Below are 25,997 nucleotides of genomic sequence, written 5' to 3'. Positions count from 1 at the left end.
CAATCAAACACGAGCTGAACTTGGACCGGGAACTCCGCAACAATGAAGCAAAGAGCGCTCGACGGTTACGTTGCATTGAAGATCACAATCTCAGATCTGAAACTTCGGTAGCTGGACCGTGCCGTGCGAATTTTGGCTTGACACAGCAAAATAGGTGCCACAATCATCCACACGAGTAGAGGATCCGGGACCGAGGTGGATTACAAGGCTCGCATCGACAGCCTTTCCTCTCTTGCTTGTAAACACGAGATGTTTGGTTTTTGCGACGCGGTTGGTCGCTTGTGAAATCACAGCTTTTACAGAGTTCTTTCCGATTGCACCGCTCTCGATAGATGGATTTGGCATTTCTGCACCCAACCACTCGAGAGTCACTTCAGCCTCGCCGGCCTTCAGCGTCGCACGTCCGGGCCCGACATCAGAGACTTCAACTTTAGGTGACAAGACAAAACGGTGAACCCAAGCCTCATTATTTGACGATTGCCCCAAATCATTAATCACAATCGCTGAGTGACCTGGAACCATATAAACGGAGCGTCGCAATCTTGCACCTTTAAACCCCCGATTGTGCCCAGAAGCTACTTTAAACTCTGACGAATCCAGGTAATGATCCGTTGCTATGACGCGCGAGTACCTATTGTCTTCCGGGCGAGCGTAAGCACGGTTTGGAGTAAAAGACGAATGCGCCTTGTAAGACACTACATAACTCCGGAATTTGTTTTTCCCATAGTTATATTTGCCAGAGTCTACAAAAAAATCCTCACCCTGGAAGTTGAGTAAGATGCTTAAGTCATCAGCATGCTTATGAGCTTTCGCCGAATATCCACAAATAAATGCCAAATAAGCTCGACATTCCTCGCTCTTGAGGATAGAAAAGCCGCTCATGGAATCATGAAAACTATCCCAGTTGAAGGATTTCACCGCCCGTTGGCTGCCGGTGTCACCAATAGCGGGGATTTTTCCATCTGGCTTAGCTAGTCGATTCATATGCCGACTTGAGAACTCAAGTTTGCGGAGAACACCTGAACCAAATGACATTTCATTTTGCATCAAAAAGTGTTCGAGCTCGCGGTACATCCTGGACACCATATTGTGATACTCGGGAGAGTTTTCCTGATGCATTCCAGTTTCGCTGAAGGTTTGCCAGAAGATACTTTCCGCTCGACCAAGTCCGTGGTAAACGTAGTCCATGCGCTCAAGCCCGAGGCCCATTGAAATCAAGGCCATGTCCATCATCAAACCATGGTTATTCATCCGATGCAGTGAATCATCCATCAGCAGGTTCGCATGGCGCTCGAGCAGCGCACGGAAGCGCGCGTGATCATAATCCCGCCCCGCTTCATCCATGCAAGCGAGGAATTGCATCAAAACCCTCGACCGTGCGCCTACAGCATGGTCATACCAGGTCATCTCTGTAGCGTTTCCGGCCTCCACGTACTCGACCCAGCTAAGGACAATCTCCTCTGATTTCTCCAAATATGCGATGTTCTGCGACCTGCTAAATTCAGCGAGCAACGTACCGACCACTCTCAGATTTTGGAGGTAAAGCTGAAAGGACGTCTCAATTCCAGGTTCTTTGTGTTCCCAATCAAAATTGGGCCCAAACTTAATGTCGGCGTAATTCGGAAATGGCTCGATAATGTTTTCCAAAGCTTTGTCCGCTATTCGCCTTTGAACTGCGGTTGGCTTGCTTTGAGATCCTCCGATAAGGGGCAAAACACATTTTTCGTCGAACATATCCTATTTTCCCATCTCAATTAGTTCCAAAATCTGTTTTTGAACAGTCTGAAAATTAGCCGGTAGCGAAAGATTGACGAGGTCGTTTCGTCCGATCGAGAGTTCCTCGATATACTCACAAGTGAAACGGTCCCGCGAGGCCTTGTCAGGGATTAATTGTAGTAGGACTTCAGCTTTTGCAAACTGCAGAACAATCAGGAACTCATCCAAAGTCAGTTCGCAGTTGGGCCATCCCGCTTGCAGCTTACTGATCGGCTGCCCAGCACATCCGAGAGGAACAAGCCTTTCGTTCTCTCGCAACAGCCAAAAAATGTTCTCCGGAGTCGACAAATCCCTTTCCCAAACAGACTTTATCGACTCCTCCTTGCCGATGCCCACGATGTTGATGGGCCAGAGGACCGACAAGGAACCCAGAAGTTCAACGAAGCTCTCAACGGAAATTTCGTTGAACGAATCCGCGTCGAAAAGCAACGTCTCATTGCAAAACTTCAAATCGTCATTGAATACAACTCGCAGGAGGCTTTCCACTCCATCTTCCAACGCCAACCGGGTGCCTGTACCCTGCTGCCCTTCACATTTTACGAACAGAGCATCGCCAATTGGATGTACATAGAACAAGCCGGCTTTAGCCCGCGTAGCTGGTGGACGCACGGAGTCGTGAACGGAACGAAGCCGCCGTAACTGCCACCCCTTCTTAGAATCGGTAATTCCGTGACCCGCGAACGGCAGAGCCGCCCACTCACAGGCTTGTTGGCACAAAACGTCTGTCACGAAACGGCTGCGAACCCTGGAACCATCCCACAGAGCAAGCTGCATTAGCATCCGCTTCGCAAGATTCGACTCAGCCGCATCGAATAACAACTTTGCGATTGTTGAAGACTGTTTGGTCCGCCCAACGGATAGCTCAGCGCGGTCGGAAAACCGTCGCGCTACGTCGAGTATGTAATTGAGGTCAGTCAACGCTCGCTCCCTCTACACTTACCCCTTCTAGCAGAGAGGCAACTTCCCTTAATGTCGCCTTTCGATTCAAAGGCATATGACCGGCTTTGGGATCGGCATAATAACCAACCGAAATATCCATACCAATACTAGGCTGTAACTTGGCTCGAGCCGACATAAAAGAAGTGAGCACGGGGAGTTGCTTACCGAAATCAGCCGGACTGGCGACGTTTACCAAGTAGCGACCAGCGATAGGTATGCGGTCATTTACAAATCGAGAAAACACGTTGCACATGTTGGGATACAACTTTCGAACATGGCGAATATCGAGCCCCCCATAAGAGTGAGCAGCGATCCTTTTAGAATGAGTCGGATGATAAAGGGTCCAATCAAACTGGGCATTGTTGACCAAGAACCTAGATCCTGGAAACCAGCTATGTAGCGCTACTGCTTGGAAGCCTCCGGCAGAGCTACCGAAAAATACTATCTCCTCATTCCTCGCTCCGAGTGAATCACGAACAAACTCAACGCTCTTCGCCATTCCCGAGATCAGTGCATCAGTGCCGTTCCCCTGCGCCCATCCAATTTGGATATTGTTGGACGGGTGCAGCGTAGCATCCGAAATCATCAGCACATTGGACTCAAACTCATCCGACCAAGTTCTACGTTGGAAAATCTCGCGCGGATCTTTGTCAGCCTCCCGCTTTACAGCTCCGTTTAGAGTAACCAGTAGACGTGATGACGATTTTTCGCTCTTCACAAAGTTACACGGAACAGCGTAACCGTTGAAAAGAAACTTAAATCGCCCGCTTGACGCTGAGATTGCGGTCGGGCTCGTTTCGGGGTGGAAGCACGGCCATTCCTCAAAAGCATTAGACATCCGCATCAGCGTCGGCGAACAACGCGATAACGTCTGGATCGTTCACTACGCTTTCCCCATACAACGCAGTAATTTCTCTTAGAATTGACAAGCACTCGGCACGTTCGGCGGGCGCAACCTGGTTGAGCTTGCCGAAATACCATCCCTCGAGGAATTTCTTAAATCTTGTCTTTCCATACTCATCGTACAGCCCAACCGACTTCAGCCATGAACTTCGAGCTTCCTCCAGGCTTACATACTTCCTGTAAAAGTTTGGAGAGATCGAATTCACCGTCGAGTTCGTAACCGCTGCGTAGTATGCGTGGATCGGGCGCGTAGTGATCGTGATAGAACGCGCATAGAAAATCATCTGCTGGAAGAAATACGAATCTTGCCCTACGGCACCGACCGGCTGCTCAAGTCCGAGTGATTTTAGCCACTCAGTAGACGCGACAAGAGCCTGAATACTCATCGGCTGAAAGTTCATTTTTTGGATGAGATCTTTGTTATAGCCGTCTAATGGCGCACTCTTAGCCTTAGCTGCCCTCAAAACCTTCGCGTTGTTTACCGTGACAACGTTTCCTTTGAAACGAAGCATATTGCCAATTGCAAAGTCGACATTTTGACTTCTACAAGCATTCAATAGGGTCGCATACGAATCACGTACTTGCTCGTTATCAGGATCCAGATAAGTCACATACGGCGTGGTAGTGAGTTCCAGTCCCTTGTTTCTAGGACGTGAGGCGCTTCCTGAGCCTCCCTCAGGGAATCGGTAAACTTCAACGTTTGGAAACCGCTGCTCTAGCAGTTCGACGCAAGCACGTGTCTTTCGACTGGTTGATCCATCGTCGACTATTAAAACCTTTGTTCGTTCAAAGGCACTTCCCCGATAAAGAGAATTGAAGCACTTGTGAATGAGGTGCTTGCCGTTATTGTAGGTCGGCACAATGACAGTTAAGTCATAAGAGTTCTTTTCCTCACGAACTTTAAATGTTGAGCAACTCGTCAGAATCGCCAAAGAGGATGCGACGCGCGTCTCAGCAGCCTTTTGACCTTGCTCTAACCAGAACACCTCACACTGGTTCGCAGGGTAGTCGACGTTTTCAGGTTCATACGCCAACTCTTCGGTATCAAAAGGCAGCAATTTCAGAGACGCCACATCCGAATACCTGAAGGTCGCGACAACATCATTCACGATGTCTGGACCCGACACCGTGAGACGATCCAGGCGAATTACTACGTCGCCGTCGACGCCACCGACCAGAGAGTCCCACTCTTCGGCGGATACGTAGGTCAGAGGACGTTCAGTCTCTTGGCTTTCACAGAACTTCTCAAACTGAGTGCGCGATGCCGCGACAACTAGAATTCTGTGATCCTGTCGGGCGTAGTCCACCCCAACAGCGTCGAGGATCTGGTCCACCCGGTCAAATGCCGTGTCATTGTTAAAAACCTCACGAATACCTTCAGCCTGACAGTATCTGATATACGCGGGAGATAGGGTGTCGATGAAATTCTTTGTGTCTAGCTCTGAATGCAACAACGCAACCGAAGGATAGAGTGAATTGACGCCAGCACTGTAGTTCGAGATAACCAACGTTCCCATCGCCAAAAGCTCAACTACGCGGTTAGCAAACATCGTTTGGCTTCCCACTACCGAATTCAAATTAATCGCTAGAGGCAGCAACTTCTGCAGACGGAGGACCTCATCATGGTCGAGTGGACCGTGAAGGTTTGGAAGAAAGTCCTCGGGATAAAGGTATCGGTCAGGATCCGAGAACTTCTCCGGATCCAAATCGAGATTTCGATCCACAATCGTGAGGCTGGACGATGAATCATTTACCCCGTCAAAAATTCGCTTTGCGTCTCGCGCACGAGTCTTGTATTTATGAGCCATCCACGAGCCGGCAAAAACTAATTCCCGACCCTCGTGCCTCATACACCCTAGAGGGTTGTGTTTCTTGTAGTTGACGCCGAACCGGATCGGGAATACCGGTACCGATTCCCCAAGATCCTTCTTGTATGCTTTCACTTTTTCTATAGAAGAAGTGAAAACCACATCAGCACGCTTAGCAGTGCTTAGGAACGTTTCGTAATTTGGCGGATCTTCTTTCGAATAAAATGCAACTGGGACACCTCTTTCTTTGGCAAGAGGAATAACCTTCAATTCCAGGAGCTTTCGCTTCGATGAAGCCTTCTGCGAAGCCCCGTGCCATTCTCCGTCCAATCCACGCCACGTTGAAACAACTAGAAGAAGGTCAATTTTAGCAACCACCTCCTCGTAGTTAAGCGGTGTGACCGGAATAAAGTTTGCGGCTGGTTCGAGAGATTCAAATAGGAAGGGATCTGCGACGATGCCGATATTTACATTGCGTCTTCTGTCCCAACGTTGCGCTTCAGAGGCCGGCAGCTCAGCCGACTCCGCCAGCAAAGATGAGATTCTGGATTCGACTTGGGGACGATAGTGATCCCATCGCTTCATATATTCCTGTCTGCCAGTGGACGGACGAAAGAAGTCGTGCTCGCCTTCAACTGCGTCTCGAAATACTAGGTTCGAGGAATAACGCTTGAGCTTCTTGAGGTCTTTTTTCGCCCTCTGCACTGTAACCCGCAGGGCATCAATTCGTTTCAGCTGATTAGATATTGCACTACTTTTCATTTTTTCACTTCCCTGCAGCTTTACGAAGTCGCCAATAGCGTTGTTGCAATCTATAACCCTTCGTATTCTTCAACCGCTGCAACTCTGCTTCCAATTGCTTTTCTCGTGTCTCGAGGCTCGAAATTCGACTCTTCAGCAGTTCGATTTCCCGTTCCCGCTTTGAGATGCCTTTCAAGAGACGTTCATCTCGATCCGCTTCATACGCTAACTTGGCATAAACCCCATCAAGCTCATCAATCAACTCACCTACAAAATGGGTCACCCCAGCATAGTTTGTATCCACGTCTCCGCTGCGAGAATTCTGCGCTCGCAGTCGTAAGCTTTCCTGCGCCATTCGTCTCTCCATACTCCGCCAATTCAAGAACAGCGGTCTACCGTTTCAAATCTGCCTAACCACACAGTTCATCTATAGGTAAAAGGTAGACCCTACTTTGCCCGATTTTCGGGTTTTAGCACCTTGATTTTTGAACTATTTCTCCGCTTAAGACGATTGAATATTACCTCATATTTCACAGCATTGCGACTCCAGGTGTGCGACTTAGCCCATTGAATTAGTGGCTCAGGATCCGGTGGAGCCTCAAGAAGTTTTTGCATTTTATCCAGGTACTTGTCGGCAGATCTGCCCTTCACATAGGTTCCCAAATTCCCAGTTATATACCTAAGCGCTGGTAGGTCAGCGCTCAGAATTGGCACCCCCAACGCCATGGCAGTGAGAACCTTGAGCGGAGGAACACTTCGACATACATCCCAGTCCTCGCGGGGAACTACAAACATATCTAGACACTTGTACCAGATGGCGACTTCCTCGGGTCGCTTCCACCCAACAAAATGCACGCGGCCTTCGACGCCTAGCGCTTGCGCCAAACGCATCAACCTCGGCAAATCTTCCCCATCCCCTACTATCAGTACACGAACGCTTCTATCCAAGGCCACCATATATAGCAAAAGTTCCAAGCCTTCGTATCGAACTATGGACCCGACGTACCCGATGATGTTTTCGTCTGGCAGTCCGCACTGACGGCGCGCGCCTTGCTTGTTCAGCTTGATGTCAAAGATGGTATCGCCGATAGCATTTGGTATTTCAAAAATTTTAGGTTCGGAGACCCCTCTACTTATTGCAACATCCGAAAGCGTGCTAGCCAAAGTCACAACAGCGTCCGCATCTTGGGCGAATTTAGCCTCTTGACGGACCGTCCACAGATATTTGTCAGAATTGCGCGCAAACTGTCGGTCGGCAGCAGGAAGCTTACTCAACCAAGTTTTCTCTTGCTCCCCACGCATCTCGTAAATCCACGGAACCCCCAATCGCGCTGCGACCCGCTGCGCGACAATTGCATTGTGAAAGTCCGTGGTAGTGAGAACAATATTTGCGTGAAAGCTTTGGGCAATTGTGCTAGCCCGGTCTACGGCGAAGTCAATCTGCTGCATCACACCAGGATGAAATGCTCGAGGAAGCACACGCCAATATCGAATCCCGTCTACCACTTCGCTGTCCTGCACCGGCCGTTCACCTATCACCAGGGGATAGCCGTATCGTGTAACCACCTGCACTTCCATTCCACTGGCTACAAGCGCTTTCGCAGTTTCGTGCGTGCGAAGGGTATAGCCCGATTGCGTATACGGTAAGGAATTTGTTGCAATAATTAATACGCAATGCTCGGATTGGAAGGTTTGTGTATTGTCAATCGATCTCGCTGTCGGATCAATAGTAAAGAGAGTCATTTCTCGCTTTACCTGCAAGAAACGACCAGTATTTCGTAGTTTTTGAAGAAACGGGAGCGACTCATATGATGATAGGAAATCCGAATAGTTCCATATCTTTTGTTTGGAACTCGCCCCGAACGCTGACCAAAAAAGCTCGATGCAACGATGGAGATTCCACTTTCCCTTCTTGCGGGACCACTCGCTAGCCTTCCCAACGAGTTCCGACGGGCTGATTACCATTTGAAAAAACAAGTATCCAGCTAAGAAGACGGTGCCACGAAGTTTCCGCATGAGCCTAGACCCCTTCACCGCCCAAAGCCGAGAGAAAGCTATTTAACCGGCGCGGTACGACCGACTCTCTCTCGTGTCGTACCCATTGCGATGCTTTACGATCTACCTGAAGGAGTTTGCGGTCCCGAGCTAGAGAAAGCCAAAGCTGAGCAAGCGCGTAAGGATCCTCAGGCTTAACAACATGTCCGGCACCTAGCTCACGAATGAGGTCTGCAGCCTCCCCTTCGACGACGCCACTGATGTGTTTTCCTACTTCCATCAATTCATATGTTTTTGATGGAACCGCGCGCCTAAGTGGTTCCCAATCCGTTAGGTGAACTAGCGCGGTATCCGCCCAATCATAAAAATTCGACAATTCATCTGACGGATGCTGTGACACGAATTCAATGGATACCCCTCCCTCTTCAGCATCCTTAATGAGAGTCTTTTTTGCAGAACCTGCGCCGACAAATCGGAGGGATACTACTAGACCCAAATCGCGCGCGATTCTTGCCGCCTGAATTACATTTTGAAGGTGCTGCGCGCGGCCAAGAGTCCCAGCATAGAGAACGTTGAGTTCACTACGAGACCGCATCTCGACTGAGCTTTCTTGGGCGGTCGAGTGTGAAGGGAAGACGTTTCGTATGGTAGTGATTGGCCTCTTAGCGGAAGTTTCAAACTTCCTGCTGAGCTGCCTCTCCAAATAGCCAGACGTAACGATCAATCCATCTGCTCGTTCAAGGACCATATCAAGCACTTTCCGCACAGTAAATTGCAGGATCTGTAGGGGCCCCCTGCTTAAGAGCAGCTCCTTGAATGACTTCTTACCCAAACCACGATTCCACTCACTCGATTGGTCTAGAAGGTCCGGCCATGCGTCGCGCAAGTCGATAGCGTACGGCGTTCTCATCACTCTTGAAGCCAAAAAAGCTACTAACGCGGTCGGGATTGCAGGTACGGTACCAACGATTAAATCTGGATTAAATCTCGTTAGTGTTTCACGGGATTTAACCAACTCTAACGACATGCCGACGGCCACCGAGGCCTGATTTACTATTTTTTCAGTCACCGAGTTCCCCGCAGGCAAGAAACCACTTCTCAAGATTTGCTCACCGTGTACGCCTCTGTCGATACGACCTACTCGGTAGCTCTTCCTCTGCTTAATCCAATCCCCGAGCTGAACTTTTCGAAGGTAATGGGGTGGCGGAGCTACTACTAAAAGTTCGTGCCCCTCACCAATCAAGAGCTCCGTCAGCCATTGCCAACGGCGTTGCGGAACCCCGTTTTCAGGCGCCCAATATTGAGAAAACACGAGTATCTTCAAATCGAGCTCCTTTTAGATACTAATAAGTTGAATAAACGTACTAACCAACTTCCTCAAGTCTACCCTCACGCGCCCGGCATCGAGGTTCGCCCCCTGTCGCTCCGGTGGGCTATTTTCATTGCCGATTCGTGGCTTGGAGGCTTCTACTTCTTGGCGGGCAGAATACGATTGCCGGTCTTGACTCAATTTGCGGACAGAACACCAGGCAAGTCGCAACCTACTAGCTTATGTTCCTAATAGACGAGCATTTTGAAAAACCCACCTGTTGGTGATTCTAATAACAAGAGAATGAGCGAAATCTCTGGTAGTTCGGCACCAGACAGGTTCACAGTTTCCTATTGTGCTCTATCGAATAAGTCGTGATCTGTTCAAACTGATTTTGGAAGCTCCGTCGGCATGAAATCCGCCAGCCGTTTTCCAACTTCAAGCATCTCTGCCACCGCTGCAACAGATCGTTGAGCTGCTTGTCCATCTCCGTAAGGGTTAATCGCATTCGCCATCGCTTCATAGGCAGCGTCCTGATCGAGAAGGTTTTTCGACTCCGCCACAATTCGTTCGCGATCTGTTCCCACGAGCTTCACTGTGCCAGCGACCACAGCTTCAGGGCGTTCAGTGTTCTCGCGCATGACCAGAACCGGCTTACCGAGCGAGGGCGCTTCTTCCTGCACACCGCCCGAGTCGGTGAGCACGAGGTACGCACGATTCAGTAGTGCAGTGAACTGGTCATACGGGAGCGGATCTGTGATGATCACGTTTGGCAGATCCTCAACCTCAGGAAGCACCGCATCGCGGACCTTCGGATTCAGGTGGAGCGGGAGTGCGAACGCGTAATCGGGGTATGCCTTCGCAAGGTCCTGCACCGCACCTCCGATTTCGGTCATCGCGTCGAGGTTCTCGCGACGGTGGGTGGTCACCAGCACGACCTTCTGATCATTGTCCTGCAGGGTCTGGAGGCGCTCGTCATCAAATGCGACGTCCCATTCCTTGGCAGCCAAGAGGGCGTCGATCACCGTGTTGCCCGTGACCACGATGTCCTTGCTGCGGAAGTTCTCACGGCGAAGGTTTTCCTTGGACTGCTCGGTCGGCGCGAGATGGAGGCTGGCGAGCTGGCCAATAATTTTGCGGTTTGCTTCCTCCGGGAACGGGGAGAAAATATTGCCGGTACGCAGCCCCGCTTCGAGGTGAACGATCTTAACCCCACTGTGGAAGCCTGCGAGAGCAGCAGCCATTGCCGTCGAGGTGTCGCCCTGAGAGATGATGACGTCGGGGGCTTCGGACTTAATGATTGGATCAAGACCCTGAATTGCCCGGGAGACGAGCTCATTGAGGGACTGTCCCGGCTTCATCAGTCCCATGTCGTGATCAGGCTCGATCCCGAAGCGCTTGTTCACCTGCTCGAGCATCTCTCGATGTTGGCCGGTCGACACAACGACAGACTCAAATCTGTCATCTTCCTCCAGTGCCTTGATAACTGGGGCTACCTTGATCGCCTCTGGGCGGGTGCCGTAAACGGTCATAACTTTAGGTTGTTGAGAAGACACAATTCCTCGCAGCCGGGTCTAGTTCTAGGTACTCCTACTCAAAGTACCGTATCCGGCATAACAACGTTGCCTTGGCGTGCCCCACAAGTAAGGTGGGGGCCATGTATCAATTCGTTGTCGGAGCAGCCGCCGGGTACGTGTTCGGCACGAAGGCCGGCCGCAAGCGCTACCACCAGATTGTCAACGCCACCCAGGCGGCGGTGAACTCGCCAGTAACCAAGCAGGTGGTGGAGTCCACCCGCAGGGCCATTGCGAACAAGATTGACCCCGAGCCGCGCATGCGCGAGGTCAAGGACCTGCGCAAGGGTCGCAGGCTGCGGGGGAAGAAGAACCCGGAGCTCGAGGACCAGATTCTCGAGCCGGACGAGGACTAAGGCGGGCTAGGCCGGTCAATAGGCCGGACACGATGCCGTCGAGAATGTCCTTCTCGCTAATGATGAAGGAGGACGCGTCGGCCTCGCCGGCGAATGCGTCCATCATCTCCTCTACGACGGTGGAGCCGGAGCCGATGACGTCGGCGCGGCCGGGGTGCATCGGGCCGTACTCGAGGCGCTGCGACGCGGTGCGAGCACGCAGGTCCGCAGTGACCTCCCGCATGCGCTCGAAGGGGATCTCCGACATGTGGATGCGCGTGGGGTCGTAGGAGTCGAGGTTCTGGGCGAGTGCGGAAAGCGTCGTAAAGGTGCCCGCACAGCCCACGAACGTGCGGGCCTGGGCGAAGGGGACGACCTCGGCAGCCTCGGCGATGCGATCGCGGATGTAGGCGCGCGCGGACTCGGTTTCTTGGGCGGTCGGTGGGTCCGTGCGCATGAAGCGCTCGGTGATGCGGACGCACCCCATTTGGGTGGAGCGCGCACCCTGCTCCATGACGAACTCGGTGGAACCGCCGCCGAGGTCGATGACGCAGAAGGGCCCGCGGGCGGGGTCGATGTCCGCCGTGGCGCCACGGAACGACAGGTACGCTTCCTCTTCGCCGGAAATGACTTCGGCCTGCGCACCCGGCTGAATCTGACCGAGGAGTTCGCGAGTCATAGCGAAGAAGTCCTCGCGGTTGGAGGCGTCGCGGGTGGCGGAGGTGGCGACCATTCGGACGCGCTGCACGCCCTCGGCGCGCATGCGCTCGGTGTAGCCGGCAAGCGCCTGGCGGGTGCGCTCGATGGCCTCCGGGTTGAAACGACCGGTTTCGTCCACACCCTGGCCGAGGCGGACGATGGTGTTCTCGCGGGTGACCTCCGTCAGCGAGCCGTCGTCGTCGCGGCGCGTGATGAGGAGGCGGATGGAGTTGGTGCCGCAGTCGACGGCAGCGACGGTCATTGGTGCGTGCTGTGGGGCGGTCATGCGAGCCCCTCCCCTGCCTCGTCGAGGGTGATGCCCAGGTCCTCGAGCGTGGGCCAGTCCGCGGGGATCGCGGAGCCGCGGAGGTTGCCGTGCTCGGCGGCAAGGGCGACGGCCTCGTCACCGAAGCGGACGCGGCCTGGGCCCTCTGCAAGCGCGTAGGCGATAAGCACGTGGAGGCACTTCACCCGCTCCGGCATCCCGCCGCCGGAGAAGTCCGTGCCCAGGTCCTCGATGGCGTTGCGCTCGGCGAGGTAGTGCTCGTGCGCGGCGAGGTAGTCCTTGCGCAGCGCCTCGCCGTTGTCGGACTCCTCATTCAGGCGGGACTCCATCCACTTCATCACCTGGGCGACCTCGAGCCGGGACGCCTCGGCGGTCAGGCGTCGGTCTGTGAGGTAGTAGAGGGTTGGGAAAGGCGTGCCGTCGTCAAGCTTTGGCGCGGTCTTGAGCACAGCTGGCTGGGCGTCGGGCGTGCGGTAGGCGATGGCGAGGACGCCGCGGGGCGCGCGGCCGAGCTGCTCGGCGACGGTGGCGAGGTCGTCCTGCGTGGGGGTTTCGTGTTGCATGGGGCTATTGTCGCATAGCGTGCGCACGGGGCACTGGGCGCGGCGGGTAGGTTGGATGCAGTGTCTGGCCACGATTGGAGGAACCGTGCATCCTGAGCGCGACTACTCGCGGTACACGGGCGACGTGTACACGTACGGGAGCCTCGACGAGTTTGCGGCGAGGAACGTGCCGAGCGGGATCCATGCCATGAGCTACGGCGCTGGGGCGTTGGAGGTGCGACTGGTGCGGCGCTCGAGCAACGCGCTCGTGGTGGCGTTCCACGCAGCGGTTGACCTGTCTTCTGCCACGCTTCCAGTGTTTACGGGCCAGAAGGTCACGCAAGATCTCGACGCCTCCGTGCTGTTCGTATCGGACCCGTCGCTGGAATTGGGGCTGTCCATCGGCTGGTTCGCGGGAGACCGGGAGCGGCCACTCCAACGGGATCTGGTGCGCGTGATTGAGCACGTGGTGGAGGAGCTTGGTGCCGAGGTGGTCGTGTGCCAGGGACCCTCAGCCGGCGGGTTTGCGGCGCTGTACTACTCGCTGCAGTTGCCGGGGTCGCTAGCAGTAGCGATGAACCCGCAGACCGACATTCTGAAGTACTACCAGCAGCGGGTGCGCGAATACGTGGACACGTGCTGGCTGGGAGGCGCGGATGATGTGACCACAGACTTGGTTGCGGTGTATTCGGCAGTGATGCCAAACAAGGTGCTCTACCTGCAAAATCGTGACGACGCGTTCCACATTCGGAACCACTACCGCCCGTGGGCCGATGCATTGAGCGACAGGTACGGCGTGGACTGGTGCGCAATGCCGGGCGACTGGGGCGACGGGCACGCGGCACCGCCCTCGTTCGTGCAATCCGCGGTGCTGGAGTACGCCCTGTCGTTCGGCGGGGACTGGGCCGCGCTCATGTGCGACGACGAGTTCCGGGACGGGCTGCGGCTTCTCGGCGAATCGGGTTAGTGCTGCGCCGGGTCCGGGTTCGGGGCGTCGGCGGGCGGTTCGGCGTTCTACGGTGCTTCTGGTGCCTGGTGCGCGGATTGCTCAGGTAGTTCTGCGGGATCGGGCGCTGGTTTATCCGGTCCCGGGAGCTCGCGGAGTGAATCCCGCAAGGTGCGGGTAAACACCGAGGACGAGTCAAGTCGTATCCAGCGGATAAAGTGTCACACCTTGATCCGGCGGACCCTCAAAAATTCGAGAAGCGTCACGCACTCCACCTGGAATGCATCTGCCGCATCCGGAATCTTAATTTTGCTCACTGAATTAGGAGCTGGCTTCTCATTGGACACGATTGTGTACCCGTAACGTGCGCCCGAAGCCACGAGCCACGAGTCAGCCGCGTTAAGGAAGGTCGTTGCAGCCGAATGATTGTACGTCGGGTGATTGTCGGCCCACTCCGTGACCTCGCGATAGGCATTGATTTCGTCGCCATCTGGGTGAAGAATTTGCTTTGGTTGATCCACGTTCTTCAAGTACCAATTCAATCGCGGGTGACTCCACTTTTTCAGCTCCGTGTCGACACTACTGTGGAAAAACACATCACCAGTGAAAAGCGTACGTTCAAGCTCGCGCCAAAATGTTGGGAAGACATCCTCCGGATAATGGGTTTCAGCAGTGCCCAGGAAGTTCGTATCAACCAAAAACACTGGTTATACAACCTCCTGGGTCGCCCAAGCGCTATTCTGAATCAATTTTCTAAGCGACTCGTACGAGGCAGCTCCAAGGTACCGTGCGGCATCTCTCTCGTCTATCTCTCCTGACTGGGCCGCCAGGGTAACCGTCTCATAAAACCGTCCGCCCACGCGAGACCGCACCAGAATATGGAACGCTGGACCACCCGTACTGCTAACTTTAGGGGTTTTCGCCTCTGTATTTGCGCGGACAAGTGCCAGTACCTTGCTGGCCGCTTCAGCATCGATGAGGCCGATCTCCCGTAACCTCCAAAGCACCGCCTCGCGGCTCATGCCAAACTCAGCTGCCAGCGATGCAATGTTCTCTAGGAGAGGTTTTCCCTTGACGTACCGTGACTTCACTGACACCTCGGGAGCGAGAAATGCTGATGCAAACGAGTTACACCAACGCTCGACTTTGTGGTGCTCACTATGATTTGAAATACCGGCCTTCCCCAAAGCCACGTGTGCCAGTTCATGGGCAAGACTAAACAGCTGGGCTGTCTTTGCATCTCGAGTATTAATGAACACCAGACAGTAAGTACCACTGATCAAGGTAAACCCCCGAAATTCATCAACGTCGAGGGGACGGCTCGTGGAGTTTCCGACAACGGAGTTCCGAGACACAAGCATTCCGGCATCCTCCATTTGGGTCACCAGGGCCCCGACCTTGTCTCGCCCTGGGATTGGGGAATCCGCGTCGAACCCCAGGGCAAGCCTGGTCCGATGCGCGGCTGCGCTCGGAGTGAGTTCCTCCTGAACGAGTCGGAGAATTTGAGGACCAGGAATCCCCACCTCTGCGGCGTACTCCGCGTACCAAGCCAAACGACCCTCAGCTGAGTGAATCACCTCCTGGAGGTCAGGGCTCATCCCACCGAGTCGCTGATTTCCTACGGTACGAAAGTCTGGGACATCAGTCCTTTCGCCCGTAGGTTCATCAAGAAGGAGGCGGCCAAACGGGATGTGAGCTTTCTCCGCCAGGGACTTCGCCTGCTTAAACGTGGGGGCAACGTCGCCTTTGCGCCAATCGTTGAGTTTAGGAAACTCCTCGAGGAGCTTTTCTTCATTTAGGCCTGTACGTTGCAGTGCCCAGTCCAGAACATCTTTGTTAATTTCAATGCGCAGAGTCCCCATTATTGCCCTCCCTTCAATCTCGCTTTGGCACGTTAGTGGTCACAGCTGGACGTAGTTTTGGCTGTCTCACATGATTAAATTCAAACAAGAGCCAGAATATTCCAGTTCGACCACGGTTTTCAATACCTATATCCGGTCGCTCTTCAAAATGAAGAGTGGCATCTGCAAGCCACTATTCGAAAGGCCTGCAGTCTAAGCCGCGTTTATTCAGCAGGTGCTTCGAGCTCATCAGGCGCCTCCGCTGCCGGGGGCTCCACGGACTCCGGTGGCTCCGGGGACTCCGGTGACTCCGGGGCTTCCGGGAGCTCGCGGAGCGAATCCCACATGACGGCGGGCCAGGAGCGCTCGTCGGGAAGCTCATCGGTGGTAATGGAAGGGCTGTGGGACATGCGCGGGTCGATGATACGCCAGGCGGACTCCCCCTCCGCCATCACGCCCAGGCGGCGGCGCGTCTCCTGCTCCACGTAAGCGGGGTCGTCGTACTTGGCGATGTCCTCTTCCAACTGCGCTTTCCGGTGCTCCAGCTGCTCGATGGAGGACTGCGCGCGGGCGATCTCGGCGCGGCCCTCGTAGTAGTTGCGCAGCGGGACCGCGATGGCGATAAGGACTGCGATCACGAGCGCGATGAGGATGGCCATGCTGGTGATGTCCTGCTGGAACAGCGCGGGCAGGCGGCGCTTCTTCACGCCAGCGGCGGCCTCTTCGGCGCGGCGGCGCTGCTCGCGCTCGCGCGAAGCCACCGGCACCCTTCGAGGTGCTTTGTTGCGCCCGCGCTTCCGGCCGGGCTCCTGCGTTACGCGTGAGGACATAGTGATTGGAAGTGTAGCCCTCCGGGCCGGGCGCGTGTGAAGGCGCGCGGGCGACTACGGCAGCTGGATGCCGTACTGGGAGAGGTCGATTCCCAGCCGCGGCGCGAGCGCCACACCGGCTCCCAGGGCGGCGAGGACGCCCAGGACCACTGCGACGGCCGTGCCCGTGGCGCTGCTGGTGGCCTGGCCGGTGCCGTCGCCAGCCGCTGGCGTCTCCGGGGCATCCGTCTCCGCCGGCTTGTCCGCTCGCGCCTTCGCCAGCGCGACGGTGGCGCGCCGCAGCTCCTCCCGCGCGTCCTCCACCGCCTGCTTGCGCACGGAGAGTTCGACGCGTTCGGTTTCGGCGTCGATGTTGGCGTCGTTGACTGCGTCGGTGGCGTCGGCAAGCGCCTGCTCGTCAGCGGCGGCTGGTGCGAGCGCCTCGAGCTTGTGCTTTGCGACGTTGCGCGCCTCCACCTTCTGACCCAGCGTCACCTGCGCGACGTCAACCTTGGCCTGCTGCGCTTCAACCGCCTGCTTCGCCTCCGCGAGCGCGGCCTTCGCGTCGGTCACGGCCTGCTCGGCGGCGGCGAGTTGGGCGTCTTGGGCGGATGCAGCGGCATCAGGTGCGAGCGCCAGCATGACGGAGCCGGCCGCCGCGATGACGAGGGCGCGCGCGGAGCGGGAAGACACGGGGTGGCCTTTCTACGAGCATGGGGATGACACGCACAAGCCTAAGCGCCCGCCCTGTTATCAGGGCAGCTGGATACCGAACTGGGAGAGGTCGATACCCAGCTGCGGTGCGAACGCGATCCCCGCGGCGAGGATTGCCAGCAGGCTGGCGACGACCGCGATGGCGGTCCCAGCCGAGCTGCCGTCCTCGGTCTCTGCGGGAGCATGGGCCGCGGTGGTGGCCGTCTCGGTCGGTGTGGCCGCCGTGGTTGTCTCGGCCGGCGTGGCTGGCGTGGCTGCCGTGGTCATCTCGGCCGGCGTGGCCGCCGTAGTCGTCTCGGCCGGCGTGGCCGCCGTAGTCGTCTCGGCCGACGTGGCCGCGGTGGTCGTCTCGGCCGGAGTGGCCGCGGTGGTCGTCTCGGCCGGTGTCACGTCCTCCGGCGTCGTAGCCGGAGCGGGAGCCGGTGCCGGCGGCTGCGGTTCCCGGGCGCGCACCTGCGCGAGGGCAGCGCGGGCGGATTCGACGGCGTTGCGCGCGGGGCCCTGCGCCGCCGAGAGCTCGGCGGCTGCTGCGCGTTCCGCTTCGAGGGTGGACTTGGCCTGGTCGAGGGTGACGGTGGCGTCGGCAAGCGATTGCTCATACGGCTCGCGCGGGATCGCGCGCTTGCGCTCCAGCGTTGTGGATGCGGAGGTCAGGCGGGCCTTCGCGCTGACGACCTCGACGTCCGCGTCCGCCTCGGCCTGATCCGCGTTCTGCTGCGCGGCGGTGGCCTCGTCGTGCGCGGCGTTCGCCTCGTCGAACTGGCTAGTGAGGCGGTCCAGCTCCGCGGAAGCCGCAGCCGCCTCTTCCGCGGCCTCGGTGGAACGATGCTCCAGCGCGATGTACTGCTGGGTGAAGGACTCGATCGCCTCGGTAAGGTCAACCGGTTCAACTGACGGATCCAGTCCTGCATCGGTGTACTCGGACTTGTCCAAGCCGTCGAGGATTAGATCGCCGTAATCTCGTTCGTCGCCGGGGTTGAATTCTGGGTTGGCCAGGGATTCTGCTCGCATGAGGTCGGTCGCGCCCGCGGGGAGGTAGAACGGCTCGCCGCTTTCCAACGCCATGCGGGTCATCTCGTCGAGGCCGTAGCTACCAGTATCAGTGCGCGCGTCTTCGATGAAGAACATCGTTGTGCCAAAAATTCCGCCTTTGCTGTCGGTCGCGATGCCCACGCCCATGCGCTGCACATGCGGTGCGAGCATGTTCCGGTTGTGCCCAGGCGAGTGGCGCCACCTGTCAAAGAACATGTACGGGACCGACTCCCAAGTCTGGCGCGTCCACGTGTCGACCTCTTTGCCACGACCCGAGTTGTAATCAAAGATGATGTTCTCTCCGGAATGGCCCCACCCGTCCATATCCGAGTGGCGGAACGCGGCGTCGAGGTCGCCGGACTCGTCGTAGTCACGCGCCATCACTTCGGACCAGGCCTCGGCTTGCTCGGTAAATACGGGGTGCACCGTCAGCGGGTGGAGGCCGTGGGCCTCGCGGTACTCATTGATCATTTCCTCGATGGACTGGGAGGCAAGGCGCTTCCAGTCCTGGACGGAGTAATCCGAACCGGAGATGTCGCGGCGCTCAAGGTCGTCGAGCTCCGCGCCGACGGAGTACAGCTGATCATCCGCCTCGTCGCTCGTGCGCTCGAGCTCCGCGACAACGTCCGCCTGCGCATCGCGCCGCTGTTCCGCCTCGCCGAGGCGCTTTGCCGCCTCAGCCTCCGCGGCCGCGGCGTCCTGGGCAGACTGGGCGGCTGCCGACGCGGCGGCTTCCGCCGCGGCGAGCGCGTCCTTCGCCTCCTGTTCGGCCCGCTCCAGCGCGGTCACGTCGAGGTCGGCTAGGTCGGCCTTGGCCTGCTCGTACAGTGTCGTGGCGGCGTCCAGGTCCGCCTGCGCAGCGTCGACCTTTGCCTGCTGCCGCTGGGCTTCCGATTGCGCGGCGGCAAGCGCTGCGTCGGCGTCGGTGACGGCCCGCTCGGCGTCGGCGAGTTCCTGCTTCCAGGCGGCCAGGTCGGCCTGGTACTGGTCCGCAGGATCAGCGACAGTTGCGATCGTGGCGCTGGCGGTGTCGGAGACGGCGGCGAGCGCCGCCGGCGCCTGGACGAGGGCAAGGGAAAGTGAGGTCGCCGCAGCAACGGCGACGAAAGTACGGGAATACACGGGGACGGCCTTTCTCAGCACGAAAACAATGCACGGGAAGTTGCACACACAACCTTATCCGCCCGCACACAGAAAGCCCCAAGCATTACCCAAGAAAATTGGAAGAATATGCGGGCACGCGAAACCCCCTTGCTGCCCGCGTCGCGTAGGGCGGGCTGCAAGGGGGCGTCGAAAAGCGCTTACTTGTTAAAGCGCGGGAACGCGGAGCGGCCGGCGTACACGGCGGCGTCGTCAAGCTCCTGCTCGATGCGCAGCAGCTGGTTGTACTTGGCAACGCGCTCGGAACGGGCCGGGGCGCCGGTCTTGATCTGGCCGCAGCCCAGGGCGACGGCGAGGTCCGCGATGGTGGTGTCCTCGGTCTCGCCGGAGCGGTGGGACATCATGGTGCGGTAGCCGTTGCGGTGAGCCAGGTCGACTGCGTCGAAGGTCTCGGTGAGGGTACCGATCTGGTTAACCTTCACCAGCAGGGCGTTCGCAGCCTTCTCCTCGATGCCGCGCGCCAGGCGGTCCGGGTTGGTGACGAAGAAGTCGTCGCCGACGATCTGGACCTTGTCGCCGATCGCGGCGGTGAGCTTGGTGTAGCCCTCCCAGTCGTCCTCCTGCAGCGGATCCTCGATGGAGACGATCGGGTACTGCTCGATGAGCTCCTCGTAGACCTTGGCCATCTCCTCGGCGGAGTGCTCGCCGCCCTCGAACTTGTACACGCCGTCCTCGAAGAACTCGGACGATGCGACGTCGAGCGCCAGGGCGATGTCCTCGCCCGGCTTCAGGCCGGCCTTCTCAATGGCCTCGACGATGAGGTCGAGCGCAGCCTTGGTGGAGTCGACGGACGGGGCGAAGCCGCCCTCGTCACCCAGGCCGGTGGACAGACCCTTGGCCTTAATCACGGACTTCAGCGCGTGGTAGACCTCGGCGCCCATGCGCAGCGCCTCGGCGAAGGACTCGGCGCCGATCGGGGCGATCATGAACTCCTGGACGTCCACGCCGGAGTCAGCGTGAGCGCCGCCGTTAACGATGTTCATCATCGGGACCGGCAGGACGTGCGCGTTCGGGCCGCCGATGTAGCGATACAGCGGCAGACCAGCGGACTCAGCAGCGGCCTTCGCAGCGGCGATGGACACGCCCAGGATGGCGTTAGCGCCCAGGCGGGACTTGTTCTCGGTGCCGTCCAGGTCAATCATGGCCTTATCAATCAGGCGCTGGTCATCAGCATCGATGCCGGCCACAGCGTCAGCGATCTCCTCGTTGACGTTCTCCACGGCCTTCTGCACACCCTTGCCGATGTAACGGTCGCCGCCGTCACGCAACTCGTGGGCCTCGTGCACACCCGTGGACGCGCCGGAGGGCACGCCAGCGACGCCGTTGGACATATCGTCGAGCAGCACCTCTGCCTCGACGGTGGGGTTGCCGCGGGAATCAAGAATCTCGCGGGCGAAGGCGTGGATAATGATAGCCATTGGGGCTCAACTCCTTGAGAGTGGACATTGAAGTTTCCGCCTCCCGATTCTTCCAGAGTTTTGCCGAGAATGCTCGCCCCGACGGGGAATCGGTAGCCCCGTTTACGTTTGGATGCGCCCGGTCGTGTGGTGTTAGCGGGGCGCCGACTGGTTCAGCGCGTAGTTCGCCGCGGCGTTGCGCACCTTGCGCACGTACTCGTTGGACTGATTGTAGGCGTGCACCGCGTCGTACCAGCCGTCCTCCGTGTCCAGGTCGCGCCCGTTCGCGCACAGGAGGTTGGCGGTGCCGAGGGCGGCGTCGTCGATCTGCTGCGGGTCCGGGTAACCGTCGCCGTTCGCGTCGCGCCCGTAGCGCTGCCACGACTCCGGGATGAACTGCATGGGCCCGAGCGCGCGGTCAAACGTTGTATCGCCATCAAACTCGCCGCCGTCCGTGTCGTGGACCACCGCGAAGGATTCGCTGCCGTCGAGCTGGGGGCCGATTATCGACGGCACCGCCACCCCATCCTCACCCAACCGGGCAGAATCAAACGTGTGCCCCGTGTACGTGCCGTGGCGCGTCTCCACCCAGCCGATACCGGCGAGCGTATTCCAGTTCAGGTGGCAGGCCGGCCACGCCTCCGCCGCGATGAGGGCCGCGTTGCCGTAGGCGCGCACCGCCTGCGCATCGACGCCCGTCTGCTCCGCGATCGGGGCGGCCCACTCGGCGAGCTGGTCGGAGGTGCGGCCGGGGGCGTGGACGTCGATGAGCGGGGGCGCCTCGGCGGCCGCCGGGGGGATCGTGTCCGGGACCGGGGTGCGGGTCTGGCGCGGGATCGGCTGCCCGAGGAACGACAGGACCCACGCCACCACGGAGATGGCCAGCACGACGGCGAGCGTCATGACGAGGAGGCCGACGCAGCCGCAGCCACGGGCGGCGCGACGGGCGTGAGTCGAATTTGCCATAGCTGCCGAGCATACCGGCCCCGCGGTGCCAGACAGGAACGGGCAGGCCGTGAGTCACACGAGTCACACACGTCACTTGCGTAACGTGTAGGCTGTTGCGCGGACGGCCGAACGGCCCACGCCACGTACCCGAAAATTCTTGCTTCCCGGAAGGAACCCCCATGACCGCAATCGCTGCACTGCGCCGCACCGCCCTCGCCGCCGCGGGCGTCCTCGTCGCCACGTCGCTCATCTCCCCCGCCACCGCCGGCGCCGACACCAACTACGTCGAGCTGGTCCGCGTCCTCAACGGCAACGTCAAGACGATGGACTGCAACGCCCTGCGCACCGTCGTCCGCGGCACCGGGCTTGCCGACGAAAACACCACCCGCTCCCAGTTCGTCGGCAACGTCAACAAGGCCGTCGGCGAGGACGCCGCGCTGCGCCTCGTCGCCGCCCCCACCGTGAACACGCTCGGCGACCGCGCCCTCGAGTGCGGCGTGGTCAAGCCGGACCAGGCCACCCCGCTCTCCCAGGCCATCGCGATGAGCTCGCAGATGTCCTCGCAGGCCGGCCTGCCGGAGATCCGCAACCTGCTGCCCGCCGTCGCCGCGCAGTAACCGCGGCTAGTCCGCCTCGCGGGCTTTGCCCTCCGCCCAGAGGCGGTCTTGCGTCGCCTGATCCACGAGCCCCGTCGACCCGTCGAAGAAATACGGGGCCCGCGAGCGCATCTTCGCCACGAACGCCGCAGCCACGTCGCCGAAATCGAACGCGCCGCGCTCGTCGGCGATTTCGGCGTGGAAGAGGACTTGCAGGAGGACGTCGGCAAGCTCATGCTTCAACGCCTCATCACCCGCGCCCTGCTCGATCGCCTCCGCCAGCTCGGCTGATTCCTCGCGAAGAAACGGCAGCAGGCTCACGTGCGTCATCTGCCGCTCCCACTCGCCGCGGCGACGGGCGTCGCGCATGACGCGGCGGGCCTCCACGATCGGGTCCTCAAGCGACGGCACGCGCACGACGTCCTCGCCGGCCGCGGCGCGCTCGCGCACCTCGGGGTCGGCGGGATCCGTCGTGACCAGCCACGGCTCGCCCACCGTCGACGGCGCGCTCAGCGACCACCGCACCGACACCGGCACCTCCGCGGTGAACGCCAGCGGCCCAACCAGCCGCTGCACCACGTCCACCGGCACCATCTGCGGCCACCGAGCATCAAGCACCAACACAGTCATACCGCGCATTGTAGCGGCCACCCGGACATGCAAGGATGGACGCATGACAATCGCAGAAGCGCTTCACGACGCCACCCCAACCCCCGAGGACGTCGCCGCAGACTCCTCGACCTTCTCCCCCATCCGCTGGAAAACCGGATGGCCGCACCACCTCCGCCGCGTCCCGCCGTTCCGCGACGACGCCACCGCGTCGCTGACCCGCCGCGACGTGTTCCTCTTCGCTCAGGACGTGGTCGACTCGGACTACAACCGCGACCAGATCATCGACTTCCTCGGCGCCGCCTTCGCGTTCGCGGCCGGCCAGTCGAACCAGGTCATGCAGCTGCAGCAGTTCTTGCGCAACAAGCACAAGGCCAACCAGCTGCTGCAGGCGATCCGCAACATCGGCGGTAAGTCCGCGGTGGACGCCTACGCGTCGCTCGTTGAAACCGGGCTGGCGCCGAAGTTCGCGTCGCACGTGGCCTATTTCCTCGCCGGGCCGCAGGAGGCCGGCGACGAGAAGCCGGTGATCATCTGCTCCAAGCGCGCCGCCGGCGCCGGGCTGCCCAAGGACGCCGACTGGACCGCCGAAGACTACGCCGAGTACCTCACGGCGCTTCGCGAGGCCCGCGACGCCCACGACTCCTCCCTGCCGCTCGACGCGGTGGAGTACGCGCTGCGCAAGCACGCCGACGCCTAACGCCCGCGCAACGCAGACGGCGCCCGTCCCCCAATGTTTCGGGGACGGGCGCCGTTCGTTTTTGGGCGTTAGCTGCTCAGGCCGCTGATGCCGGTGAGGCCGAGGTTGCTGAACCTGTAGCCGAGCGCCAGGACGATGCCGACGACTGGCGCGAGCATCGCGACGGTCGGGTCCGTGGTGATGGTCTTCGGAAGTCCCTGGAACTCCGTGATCTTCTGGCCCTCGACCTCGCAGGACTGCATGCCGGCCTTCGCGTTGGACAGGCAGAGGATGCGGTCGCCCTCGAACTTGCCAAGGACACGGACGCCGTCGGCGCCGTAGTCGAAGAAGCGGGGGTCGCCGAAGCGGATGACGTCGTAGCTGCGCCACGTGGTGGCGTAGCCGGGGTCAGACGGGAACTCCTCTTCGGGGACGTAGTAGCCGCCGGTCCAGTCTTTGCCTTCGAACGGCTCTTCTGCGGACGCGGGGGCGGCATTGATGACGGAGGTTGCGGACAGGGTCAGGACTGCGGAGAGGGCGGCGACGCGGGCCGCGCGGTGTTGTGTGCTCATACTCATTTAATCTACGGGTATGCGGCGCGCGTTACAGCTGTTCGGAAATCTTTGGCACGCCAAAGCGGCGCAGCCTCACCGGCGCGCCTTGGCGTGAGCGTTTACGGGGACGTCGGCGGCGGCTCCCCGTCCACCGCGGAATAGGCGCGCCCCGTCGGTACGACGTGGCCGCCCGGGCTGATCCACACGATCCGCCCGGCGCGCCGCTCCACCCGTCCGAACTGCGGCAACCCGTTGACCCCGTTGTGGAATGAGCACAGCCAGCACAGGTTCCCGGCGTGCGTCTCGCCGCCGTCGCGGTACTCGTGGATGTGGTGCGCCTGCGCCTTCGCGGCCGGCGCGCGGCAGTCCGGCCAGCAGCACCGGGCGCCGTCGGTGTCGATCATCCGCCGGTGCTTGTCGTGGGCAAACCGCGCCCGGTACGTGTTGAGCGGCCCCTCCATCGGCGAGACAAGCGTGATGTAGCCGTTGCCCTGCAGCTTGCGCTCGAGCAGTTCCGCGCCCGTGAGCACGGCGCCGTTGGACATCTCGACCCGGATGTCGTCGCCGTCGCCGGTGAGGATCCGGACGTAGTCGGTCACGGTGAGCACAACGTTGGCGACGGCCGTGGTTTCGGCGACGGGTTTGCGGCTGAGGAGCCAGGCGGTGGCGTCGAAAAGCGAATCGCTTTGCGCGTCGGCCTCCATCGAGTCGACGACGTCCTGGAGCTGCGCCGAGGGCCCGACGAAGGAGAGCCGCATCGTGCCGTCGGCGTAGCGCGCCACGCGGTAGCCGTGCGCGGGCGGCGGCGTGGGTGTGCGTTTGAGGGCTCGCGCTTGACGACGCACCTCCGCCCCGTCGCCAGACGTCGCGCACAACGCCTCGCGGAACTGCCAGCGCTCCGTGGGGTCGGTGATCGTGCGCGACGCGCGGGCGATGTACGCGAGGGTATCCAGGCGGTGGCCGTTCTCCAGCGCCTTGTCACGGCAGCGGCCCTGGTAGGCGCTGTGGGAGGTCGGGCCATAGAAGGTGGTGGCGACGGTGACAAACTGCTCGGCGCGATCCGCCTCCATGCCGCGCGCGGTGAGCTCCGCGGCGGTCATGCCCGCGACGAGGCCCGCGAGCGCGATGGCGCGGCGGTCCAGGTCGATGAGCGCGTCGATGTCTGTCAAGGTGTCCATGCCGACCACACTATGGGCCCATCTGGGCAGGTCACAAGGGTTTGTGATTCTTCTCCGATTTTGCGGGCGGGAGGGAACCGAGGCGGTGTTCGCTGCGTCTAAAAGGGGTTAGGCGCGCGAGGCGCGGTCGTTGAGCTCGCGGCGCGCCTGCTCCAGCGCCACGAGGTCCGAGAACAGGGCGTTGTAGGCCTCCGGCTCCTCGGAGGGGCGCATGCGCTGGAGCTGGGACTTCAGCTGCGCGATCTGGTCGCCCACGCGCGTCTCCTGCAGGCGCGAAAGCACGGAGTCGACGTAGCGGTCCATGTCGTCGGCGTGGATCGGCTCGACGGCGAGCTCGGAGACGAAGTTGCGGCCGGCCAGGTCGCGCATCTCCGCGGCGACGGCGGCGAGGAAGTTCGCGCCGTGCTCGGTGGCGGAGGCGACGCCGCCCGCGCTGGCGATGGCCTCGCGGACCTGGCGGTAGGCGTCGTTGGTGAACGCGTCCGGGTTGATGCCCTCGAAGTAGGTGCCCGCCTTGTCCGGGTATTGCAGCGCGATCTTCAGCGCCTCGCGTTGCGGCCACAGGAGCGGGTCCTGCGGGTCCGGCGGCTGCAGGGCCGGGGGCTGGCCGGGGGCCGGTTCGGAGG

General features: G+C 59.5%; 24 protein-coding genes and 1 pseudogene. 4 read left to right on the top strand and 21 right to left on the bottom strand.

Translation table 11 applies throughout. From position 1 onward, the window contains the following. Positions 1 to 90 precede the first annotated feature (90 nt). The 8 genes from OVO38_RS11120 to wecB form a co-directional block, all read right to left on the bottom strand. A complete protein-coding gene (locus tag OVO38_RS11120; RefSeq protein WP_267208520.1) occupies positions 91 to 1,734 on the bottom strand; it encodes a heparinase II/III domain-containing protein in 1,644 nt (547 codons plus the stop codon). 3 nt (positions 1,735 to 1,737) lie between these two features. After that, complete coding sequence (locus OVO38_RS11115) at positions 1,738 to 2,694, bottom strand: hypothetical protein (RefSeq protein WP_267208519.1); 957 nt, start codon at positions 2,692 to 2,694, stop codon at positions 1,738 to 1,740. After that, positions 2,687 to 3,553 carry a hypothetical protein gene (locus OVO38_RS11110; protein WP_267208518.1) on the bottom strand — a complete coding sequence of 289 codons (867 nt, stop codon included), beginning with the start codon at positions 3,551 to 3,553 and terminating at the stop codon, positions 2,687 to 2,689. The genes OVO38_RS11115 and OVO38_RS11110 overlap by 8 nt, the downstream gene beginning before the upstream one ends. Next, entirely contained in the window at positions 3,546 to 6,188 is a 2,643-nt protein-coding gene (locus OVO38_RS11105) for a glycosyltransferase (protein WP_267208517.1), read from the bottom strand. Before OVO38_RS11105 ends, OVO38_RS11110 begins: the two co-directional genes overlap by 8 nt. A 4-nt stretch (positions 6,189 to 6,192) precedes the next feature. Beyond that, positions 6,193 to 6,522, bottom strand: a complete 330-nt coding sequence (locus OVO38_RS11100; RefSeq protein WP_267208516.1) for a hypothetical protein — start codon at positions 6,520 to 6,522, stop codon at positions 6,193 to 6,195. Positions 6,523 to 6,614: 92 nt separating this feature from the next. Next, the gene (locus tag OVO38_RS11095) at positions 6,615 to 8,183 is read right to left on the bottom strand and encodes a glycosyltransferase (protein WP_267208515.1); all 1,569 of its coding nucleotides are present in this window, start codon (positions 8,181 to 8,183) and stop codon (positions 6,615 to 6,617) included. Between the two features lie 4 nt (positions 8,184 to 8,187). Then, positions 8,188 to 9,486 (bottom strand): glycosyltransferase family 4 protein, encoded by a 1,299-nt coding sequence (locus tag OVO38_RS11090; protein ID WP_267208514.1) that lies wholly within the window; start codon positions 9,484 to 9,486, stop codon positions 8,188 to 8,190. Positions 9,487 to 9,854: 368 nt separating this feature from the next. Beyond that, positions 9,855 to 11,003 carry a non-hydrolyzing UDP-N-acetylglucosamine 2-epimerase gene (wecB, locus tag OVO38_RS11085; RefSeq protein ID WP_095537276.1) on the bottom strand — a complete coding sequence of 383 codons (1,149 nt, stop codon included), beginning with the start codon at positions 11,001 to 11,003 and terminating at the stop codon, positions 9,855 to 9,857. A 125-nt stretch (positions 11,004 to 11,128) separates the two neighbouring features. On the opposite strand from wecB, the gene OVO38_RS11080 reads away from it, so the two are divergent. Continuing rightward, entirely contained in the window at positions 11,129 to 11,401 is a 273-nt protein-coding gene (locus tag OVO38_RS11080) for a hypothetical protein (RefSeq protein WP_267208513.1), read from the top strand. Here the strand turns inward: OVO38_RS11080 and OVO38_RS11075 are convergent. Continuing rightward, on the bottom strand, positions 11,316 to 12,365 hold the full coding sequence (locus tag OVO38_RS11075) for an exopolyphosphatase (protein ID WP_416358593.1): 1,050 nt from the start codon (positions 12,363 to 12,365) through the stop codon (positions 11,316 to 11,318). The two genes, OVO38_RS11080 and OVO38_RS11075, sit on opposite strands and share 86 nt — an antisense overlap. Then, entirely contained in the window at positions 12,362 to 12,928 is a 567-nt protein-coding gene (locus OVO38_RS11070) for a DUF501 domain-containing protein (protein ID WP_267208512.1), read from the bottom strand. The genes OVO38_RS11075 and OVO38_RS11070 overlap by 4 nt, the downstream gene beginning before the upstream one ends. Before the next feature lie 85 nt (positions 12,929 to 13,013). On the opposite strand from OVO38_RS11070, the gene OVO38_RS11065 reads away from it, so the two are divergent. Beyond that, positions 13,014 to 13,874, top strand: coding sequence for a hypothetical protein (locus tag OVO38_RS11065; RefSeq protein WP_267208511.1), 861 nt, complete (start codon positions 13,014 to 13,016; stop codon positions 13,872 to 13,874). A gap of 200 nt (positions 13,875 to 14,074) precedes the next feature. Here the strand turns inward: OVO38_RS11065 and OVO38_RS11060 are convergent, their stop codons facing one another. The 7 genes from OVO38_RS11060 to OVO38_RS11030 form a co-directional block, all read right to left on the bottom strand. After that, positions 14,075 to 14,557 carry a DUF4411 family protein gene (locus OVO38_RS11060; protein WP_267208510.1) on the bottom strand — a complete coding sequence of 161 codons (483 nt, stop codon included), beginning with the start codon at positions 14,555 to 14,557 and terminating at the stop codon, positions 14,075 to 14,077. A 3-nt stretch (positions 14,558 to 14,560) separates the two neighbouring features. Then, positions 14,561 to 15,715 (bottom strand): ImmA/IrrE family metallo-endopeptidase, encoded by a 1,155-nt coding sequence (locus OVO38_RS11055; protein WP_267208509.1) that lies wholly within the window; start codon positions 15,713 to 15,715, stop codon positions 14,561 to 14,563. A gap of 203 nt (positions 15,716 to 15,918) precedes the next feature. Further along, complete coding sequence (locus tag OVO38_RS11050; RefSeq protein ID WP_267208508.1) at positions 15,919 to 16,524, bottom strand: FtsB family cell division protein; 606 nt, start codon at positions 16,522 to 16,524, stop codon at positions 15,919 to 15,921. A gap of 54 nt (positions 16,525 to 16,578) precedes the next feature. After that, positions 16,579 to 17,196, bottom strand: a complete 618-nt coding sequence (locus tag OVO38_RS11045) for a hypothetical protein (protein ID WP_267208507.1) — start codon at positions 17,194 to 17,196, stop codon at positions 16,579 to 16,581. Between the two features lie 60 nt (positions 17,197 to 17,256). Next, a complete protein-coding gene (locus tag OVO38_RS11040) occupies positions 17,257 to 19,371 on the bottom strand; it encodes a CAP domain-containing protein (RefSeq protein ID WP_267208506.1) in 2,115 nt (704 codons plus the stop codon). Positions 19,372 to 19,550: 179 nt separating this feature from the next. Next, positions 19,551 to 20,828: a phosphopyruvate hydratase gene (gene eno / locus OVO38_RS11035; RefSeq protein WP_267208505.1), complete on the bottom strand. Its 1,278-nt coding sequence runs from the start codon at positions 20,826 to 20,828 to the stop codon at positions 19,551 to 19,553. Positions 20,829 to 20,960: 132 nt separating this feature from the next. Further along, positions 20,961 to 21,773, bottom strand: coding sequence for a lytic transglycosylase domain-containing protein (locus OVO38_RS11030; RefSeq protein WP_244213342.1), 813 nt, complete (start codon positions 21,771 to 21,773; stop codon positions 20,961 to 20,963). 161 nt (positions 21,774 to 21,934) lie between these two features. Between OVO38_RS11030 and OVO38_RS11025 the strand changes: the two genes are divergently transcribed. Further along, entirely contained in the window at positions 21,935 to 22,372 is a 438-nt protein-coding gene (locus OVO38_RS11025) for a hypothetical protein (RefSeq protein WP_233125598.1), read from the top strand. A gap of 6 nt (positions 22,373 to 22,378) precedes the next feature. Here the strand turns inward: OVO38_RS11025 and OVO38_RS11020 are convergent, their stop codons facing one another. Then, positions 22,379 to 22,981, bottom strand: coding sequence for a MazG nucleotide pyrophosphohydrolase domain-containing protein (locus OVO38_RS11020; protein WP_267208504.1), 603 nt, complete (start codon positions 22,979 to 22,981; stop codon positions 22,379 to 22,381). A 43-nt stretch (positions 22,982 to 23,024) separates the two neighbouring features. Here OVO38_RS11020 and OVO38_RS11015 point away from each other — a divergent pair, with 43 nt between their 5' ends. Next, a complete protein-coding gene (locus OVO38_RS11015; protein ID WP_095555706.1) occupies positions 23,025 to 23,660 on the top strand; it encodes a hypothetical protein in 636 nt (211 codons plus the stop codon). Positions 23,661 to 23,728: 68 nt separating this feature from the next. On the opposite strand, the gene OVO38_RS11010 is transcribed toward OVO38_RS11015, so the two are convergent. The 3 genes and pseudogenes from OVO38_RS11010 to OVO38_RS11000 all read right to left on the bottom strand — a co-directional run. Next, positions 23,729 to 24,211: a hypothetical protein gene (locus OVO38_RS11010; protein WP_267208503.1), complete on the bottom strand. Its 483-nt coding sequence runs from the start codon at positions 24,209 to 24,211 to the stop codon at positions 23,729 to 23,731. Positions 24,212 to 24,312: 101 nt separating this feature from the next. Further along, positions 24,313 to 25,371 carry an HNH endonuclease signature motif containing protein gene (locus OVO38_RS11005; RefSeq protein WP_267208502.1) on the bottom strand — a complete coding sequence of 353 codons (1,059 nt, stop codon included), beginning with the start codon at positions 25,369 to 25,371 and terminating at the stop codon, positions 24,313 to 24,315. Between the two features lie 108 nt (positions 25,372 to 25,479). After that, positions 25,480 to 25,997: pseudogene (locus tag OVO38_RS11000) on the bottom strand (DNA primase); the annotation flags it as partial.

This window comes from Corynebacterium sp. Marseille-P8863 (assembly GCF_946902955.1).
GTDB classification, from domain to species: Bacteria; Actinomycetota; Actinomycetes; order Mycobacteriales; family Mycobacteriaceae; genus Corynebacterium; species Corynebacterium gottingense.
Note: the sequence above shows the minus strand (reverse complement) of the source record. Positions and strands in the feature narration are given on the sequence as shown.

What these genes read in the sequence shown, in the direction of transcription:
- wecB (WP_095537276.1), bottom strand. Translation starts at nt 11,003, where the DNA reads ATGACCGTTTACGGCACCCGCCCAGAGGCGATCAAGGTAGCCCCAGTT.
- OVO38_RS11075 (WP_416358593.1), bottom strand. Translation starts at nt 12,365, where the DNA reads ATGACCGCCCCACAGCACGCACCAATGACCGTCGCTGCCGTCGACTGC.
- OVO38_RS11100 (WP_267208516.1), bottom strand. Translation starts at nt 6,522, where the DNA reads ATGGCGCAGGAAAGCTTACGACTGCGAGCGCAGAATTCTCGCAGCGGA.
- OVO38_RS11110 (WP_267208518.1), bottom strand. Translation starts at nt 3,553, where the DNA reads ATGTCTAATGCTTTTGAGGAATGGCCGTGCTTCCACCCCGAAACGAGC.
- OVO38_RS11095 (WP_267208515.1), bottom strand. Translation starts at nt 8,183, where the DNA reads ATGCGGAAACTTCGTGGCACCGTCTTCTTAGCTGGATACTTGTTTTTT.
- OVO38_RS11005 (WP_267208502.1), bottom strand. Translation starts at nt 25,371, where the DNA reads ATGGACACCTTGACAGACATCGACGCGCTCATCGACCTGGACCGCCGC.
- OVO38_RS11105 (WP_267208517.1), bottom strand. Translation starts at nt 6,188, where the DNA reads ATGAAAAGTAGTGCAATATCTAATCAGCTGAAACGAATTGATGCCCTG.
- OVO38_RS11050 (WP_267208508.1), bottom strand. Translation starts at nt 16,524, where the DNA reads ATGTCCTCACGCGTAACGCAGGAGCCCGGCCGGAAGCGCGGGCGCAAC.
- OVO38_RS11055 (WP_267208509.1), bottom strand. Translation starts at nt 15,715, where the DNA reads ATGGGGACTCTGCGCATTGAAATTAACAAAGATGTTCTGGACTGGGCA.
- eno (WP_267208505.1), bottom strand. Translation starts at nt 20,828, where the DNA reads ATGGCTATCATTATCCACGCCTTCGCCCGCGAGATTCTTGATTCCCGC.
- OVO38_RS11070 (WP_267208512.1), bottom strand. Translation starts at nt 12,928, where the DNA reads ATGCAACACGAAACCCCCACGCAGGACGACCTCGCCACCGTCGCCGAG.
- OVO38_RS11030 (WP_244213342.1), bottom strand. Translation starts at nt 21,773, where the DNA reads ATGGCAAATTCGACTCACGCCCGTCGCGCCGCCCGTGGCTGCGGCTGC.
- OVO38_RS11025 (WP_233125598.1), top strand. Translation starts at nt 21,935, where the DNA reads ATGACCGCAATCGCTGCACTGCGCCGCACCGCCCTCGCCGCCGCGGGC.
- OVO38_RS11020 (WP_267208504.1), bottom strand. Translation starts at nt 22,981, where the DNA reads ATGACTGTGTTGGTGCTTGATGCTCGGTGGCCGCAGATGGTGCCGGTG.
- OVO38_RS11015 (WP_095555706.1), top strand. Translation starts at nt 23,025, where the DNA reads ATGACAATCGCAGAAGCGCTTCACGACGCCACCCCAACCCCCGAGGAC.
- OVO38_RS11080 (WP_267208513.1), top strand. Translation starts at nt 11,129, where the DNA reads ATGTATCAATTCGTTGTCGGAGCAGCCGCCGGGTACGTGTTCGGCACG.
- OVO38_RS11120 (WP_267208520.1), bottom strand. Translation starts at nt 1,734, where the DNA reads ATGTTCGACGAAAAATGTGTTTTGCCCCTTATCGGAGGATCTCAAAGC.
- OVO38_RS11010 (WP_267208503.1), bottom strand. Translation starts at nt 24,211, where the DNA reads ATGAGCACACAACACCGCGCGGCCCGCGTCGCCGCCCTCTCCGCAGTC.